At 68.5% G+C, this 4,235-nt stretch carries 4 protein-coding genes and 1 pseudogene; all 5 read right to left on the bottom strand.

Going from position 1 to position 4,235, the window contains the following annotated elements; translation table 11 throughout:
- Positions 1 to 192: pseudogene (locus H5J33_RS25630) on the bottom strand (hypothetical protein); the annotation flags it as partial.
- Between the two features lie 3 nt (positions 193 to 195).
- Entirely contained in the window at positions 196 to 1,092 is an 897-nt protein-coding gene (locus tag H5J33_RS25625; RefSeq protein WP_181797233.1) for a carbohydrate ABC transporter permease, read from the bottom strand.
- Entirely contained in the window at positions 1,089 to 2,060 is a 972-nt protein-coding gene (locus H5J33_RS25620) for a carbohydrate ABC transporter permease (protein WP_220212743.1), read from the bottom strand. Before H5J33_RS25620 ends, H5J33_RS25625 begins: the two co-directional genes overlap by 4 nt.
- Positions 2,060 to 3,343, bottom strand: a complete 1,284-nt coding sequence (locus H5J33_RS25615; RefSeq protein WP_181797231.1) for an extracellular solute-binding protein — start codon at positions 3,341 to 3,343, stop codon at positions 2,060 to 2,062. The genes H5J33_RS25620 and H5J33_RS25615 overlap by 1 nt, the downstream gene beginning before the upstream one ends.
- A gap of 241 nt (positions 3,344 to 3,584) precedes the next feature.
- Positions 3,585 to 4,235: alpha/beta fold hydrolase (locus H5J33_RS25610; RefSeq protein ID WP_181797230.1), on the bottom strand; the 651-nt coding region annotated here is incomplete at its 5' end.

Raw genomic sequence — 4,235 nt, 5'->3', positions numbered from 1 at the left:
CCGCCAACCGCCGCCCTGGTGGGTGATGCGACGGCGCAGGTGCCGGGCGCCGGCGGCGAACGCGGCCGGGTAGGTGACCACGCCGAGGCAGGCCACCGCGATCCACACCCCGGTCAGCAGGGACTCGGCGAAGACGCCGTACCGCTCCGCGAACCCGGACTCCCGGCGCGGCCGCACCCAAGCTTGGGACATGGTTCAGCCCTTCAGTCCGGAGGTCGCCATGCCGTCGATCAGATAGCGCTGGAAGGCGAGGAAGAACAGCAGCACCGGCAGCAGCGCGACCAGCGACATGGCGATCATGCCGCCGTAGTTGGCGGCCACGCCGTCGGAGTCGCGGAACATCATCAGGCCCAGGGAGACGGTGTACTTGCCGGGCTCGTTGAGGTAGATCAGCGGGCCCATGAAGTCGTTCCAGGCGTTGATGAAGGTGAAGATCGCGCTGGTGATGAGCGCGGGCCGGCACAGCGGCAGCACGATCGACCAGTAGGTGCGCAGGTGCCCGCAGCCGTCGAGCCGGGCGGCCTCGTCCAGTTCCCGGGGCAGGTTCCGCATGAACTGCACCATGAGGAAGACGAAGAAGGCCTCGGTGGCGAGGTACTTGCCGATCAGCAGCGGGACGTAGGTGTTGACCAGCTCCAGCTTCTGGAACATCACGTACTGCGGGATCAGCAGCACGTGGTACGGCAGCAGGAGCGTGCCGATCATGAGGGAGAACAGCAGGTTGCGGCCGGTGAACCTGATGCGTGCGAAGGCGTAGGCGGTCAGCGAGCAGGAGACCAGGACGCCGACGACCGCGCCGCCCGCGTAGAGCAGGGAGTTCTGGAAGAACGTCCAGATCCTGATGTCCGCTATGCCGTCGGCGAGGCCCTTGAAGTTGGACAGGATGGGGTGGGACGGGAACAGCGTGAGGCTGTTGACGATGTCCTTGCTGGGCTTGAACGAGGCGCCGATCACCCAGGCGACCGGGTAGAGGATGACGGCCAGGATCAGCAGGGCGCCGAGGTGCCAGGCGAGGGAGCCGGCCCGCCGGCGGCCGGGGCCCGGGGTCCGGGTGGCGGCCGCGCGCACCGGGGCCTTGGTGGTGGCGCTCATCGGGCGTCCTCCTCGTAGTGCACCCACTTCTTCTGGGACCAGAAGAGGACGGCCGTCACCAGCGCCACGGCGAGCAGCAGCATCCAGGCCATGGCGGAGGCGAAGCCCATCTGGGCGTTCCTGAAGCCCTGCTGGTAGAGGTAGCAGGTGTAGACGAGCGTGGCGTCGGCCGGTCCGCAGGCGGTGTTGGAGACGACGTAGGCCGAGCCGAAGATCTGGAAGGAGTGGATGGTCTCCAGCAGCACGTTGAAGAACAGCACCGGGGAGATCATCGGCAGGGTGATGCTCCAGAACCTGCGGAAGGGTCCGGCGCCGTCCATCTCGGCCGCCTCGTACAGTTCCCTGGGCACCTGCTTGAGCCCGGCCAGGAAGATGACCATGGGCGCCCCGAACTGCCAGACGGTGAGTGCGACCAGGCAGTACATCACCCAGTCGGCGTTGCCGACCCAGCCGCCGACGGGGAAGCCGAGGAAGGTCTGGGTACGGTCCACGATGGCGCCGTCGGAGAACAGCGAGCGCCACACGAAGCCGACCGAGACGCTCGCGCCGATGAGCGAGGGGGCGTAGAAGGCGGCCCGGTAGAAGGCCTGGCCGCGGCGGCTCTGCGCGAGGAGCAGGGCGACGCCGAGGGCGAGCAGCAGCTTGAGCGGGGTGCCGATGACGACGTACTTGGCCGTCACCTCCACCGACTTCTGCCAGCGCGGGTCTTCGAACATCTTGGTGAAGTTGCCGAGACCGATCCACTTGGGGCTGGTGAAGAGGTTGTAGTCGGTGAACGCGAAGTAGAGGGAGGCGGCCATCGGGCCCGCGGTCAGCAGCAGGAACCCGGCGATCCACGGGGACATGAACAGGTAGCCGGCGAGGTTCTCCCGCCGCCGGCCCGGCCGCCCCGTCCTCGCGGTGGCGGCCCGGCGCGCGCCGCGGGTCGCGGGCACGGAGTCCTTGACGAGCGTCACGGCGTTTCCCATCAGGCCTGGAAGGCGGCTTCGGCCTCGGTGAAGAACTGCTTCACCGCGTCGGAGACCTTGGACTTGCCCTGCCCGAGGTCGCCGCCGATGCGCAGGAAGGCGGCCTCGATGGTGTCGGCACCGGACGGGTGCGGGGTGATCGTGCCGAGGACGCCGGCCTTGGCGGTGTCCTCCTCGTACCGCGCGATCTCCTTGTTGACCGCGTCGGCCGGCTTGTAGGCCGCGAACTGCTCGGTGCTGGTGAGGATGCCGCGGTCGTAGCCCATGATCGTGCCGACCCGGGGGTCGTGGACCATGAAGTCGATGAACTGCGCGACCTCCTTGGGGTGCGAGGTGCGGGCGGAGGCGCTGAGCATCAGGGAGGCGAGGTACTGGCCGGTGTGCTTGCCGTCCGTGGTGGGGATGGGCGCGAGGCCGTACTCGCTGTCGCCCTCGGCCGAGTAGCGGACGGTGAAGTTGTCCCAGGTGAACTCCGAGGCGCCGTGGCCGGCGGAGAGGGAGGACTTGGGCTTGTCCTGCTGGACGGTCTTGGGGTCGGTGACGGCACCGGCCTTGACCCGGCCCAGACCGTCCGTCCACCACTCCGTCAGATCGGCCTTGTCGAAGCCGAGTCCGTCGCCGGTGAAGAACGCCTTGCCGTTCTGGCGCAGGTAGAGGTCGTACAGGTACATGATGGTGAAGTAGCCGGTGTCCCCGGGGACCCGTGTCTTGTCGCGGATGGTCTCCAGGGCCTTGAAGTACTCGTCCCAGGTCCAGCCCGGCCGGGGTTCGACGCCCGCCTTCCGGAAGACCTTCTTGTCGATGACGAGTGACATGGTGTTGGAGCCGACCGGGACCCCGAGCTGCTTGCCGTCGACCTCGCCGACCTTCGTGACGCCCGCGCGGAAGTGATCCAGGCTCAGATTCCCGGCCTCCACCTGGGGCTTGAGATCGAGGAGAATTCCACGCTTGTCGTACTTCCTGAGGAAAGTGACGGCGTTTTGGAAAACGTCCGGTGGATTTCCGCCGGCGGCCTGGGTCTGGAACTTCTCCCAGAACGAGTCATACGTCTGGAAATCGGTTTTGACCTTGATCTTGGGGTATTTCTGCTCGAAGAGGGCGATGGACTGGTTGATCTTCTTGGCCCGTTCCTCGGCACCCCACCAGGAGTAACGGATCGTCACCGTGCCGTTTCCGGAACCGCTTCCGCCGCCGCAGCCGGTGGTCGCGGCGAGCCCGAGCGTGGCCGCCGACGCCCCGGCCGCCTTCAGGATCGTACGCCTGTCAAGATTCCTGGTTCCCACAGTCGGGCCCTCCCCGCAGCATCTCCGCCACGCGCATGAATCGTTTCAAGTAAGCGCTTGCTGGCACAAGGTACGAAGGGGTCCGGGGTGCGTCAATGACTCCGGCAGGATTTTCTCGCGGGCGCCTGGAGCGGCCGGCCGGCCCGGCTACCTCCCCCACCGCGGGAAAAGGACCGGCCCGCCGGCCGTTCCCACTGGTGAGGGAAGCGTGGCCGACGGGCCGAACGGACCGGACGCGGAATCAGGCGGGCAGCGAGGCCAGCCAGCCGAGCAGGATCCGGTTCGTCTCCTCCGGGCGCTCCTGCTGGACGAAGTGCCCGCAACCGTCCAGGACGTGCGAACCGAGGAGGCCGGGCAGCGTCTCGGGGAAGGCCTCGACGGCGTCGGCCAGCCAGCCGAGGGAGGCGTCCCGTTCACCCCCGATGAACAACGAGGGCCGCGTGATCGGCCGCCCCGCCCAACCGGCCAGGTCGGCCCAGTCCCGGTCCATGTTCCGGTACCGGTTCAGGGCCCCGGTCATCCCCGTCCGCTCGAACTCACCGGCGAAGAAGTCGAGGTCCCGCTCCCCCAGCCAGGCCGGCAGCACACCTACGGGGAAACCCTCGCGCAGCGTCCCGCCGGCCCCGGTGAAGTGCGGGTCGGGGGCGCCGGGGCCGGGCATGGTGCCGGCGGACAGAGCCGCGTAGAAGCCGGCCAGCCAGCCGCGCACATCGGGCTCGATCTCGGCTTCGGCCCGGCCGGGCTGCTGGAAGTAGGAGATGTAGAACTCGCGGGGGCGGGGGTGGACGCCGGGCTGTCCGGGCCCGGGCTGCTCACCACCGGGCCGCTCGGACCCGGCTCGCTCGACGCCGGGCTGCTCACCGCCAGACCGCTCGACGCCCCCGGGCCACTC

Source organism: Streptomyces sp. WELS2, assembly GCF_013870595.1.
Taxonomy (GTDB): Bacteria; Actinomycetota; Actinomycetes; order Streptomycetales; family Streptomycetaceae; genus Streptomyces.
The sequence above is the reverse complement of the archived record's forward strand: the minus strand, read 5'-3'. Positions and strand labels throughout refer to the sequence as shown.

Bases quoted from the DNA above. Each gene is read 5' to 3' on its own strand.
- H5J33_RS25620 (WP_220212743.1), bottom strand. From the start codon at position 2,060: ATGGGAAACGCCGTGACGCTCGTCAAGGACTCCGTGCCCGCGACCCGC.
- H5J33_RS25625 (WP_181797233.1), bottom strand. From the start codon at position 1,092: ATGAGCGCCACCACCAAGGCCCCGGTGCGCGCGGCCGCCACCCGGACC.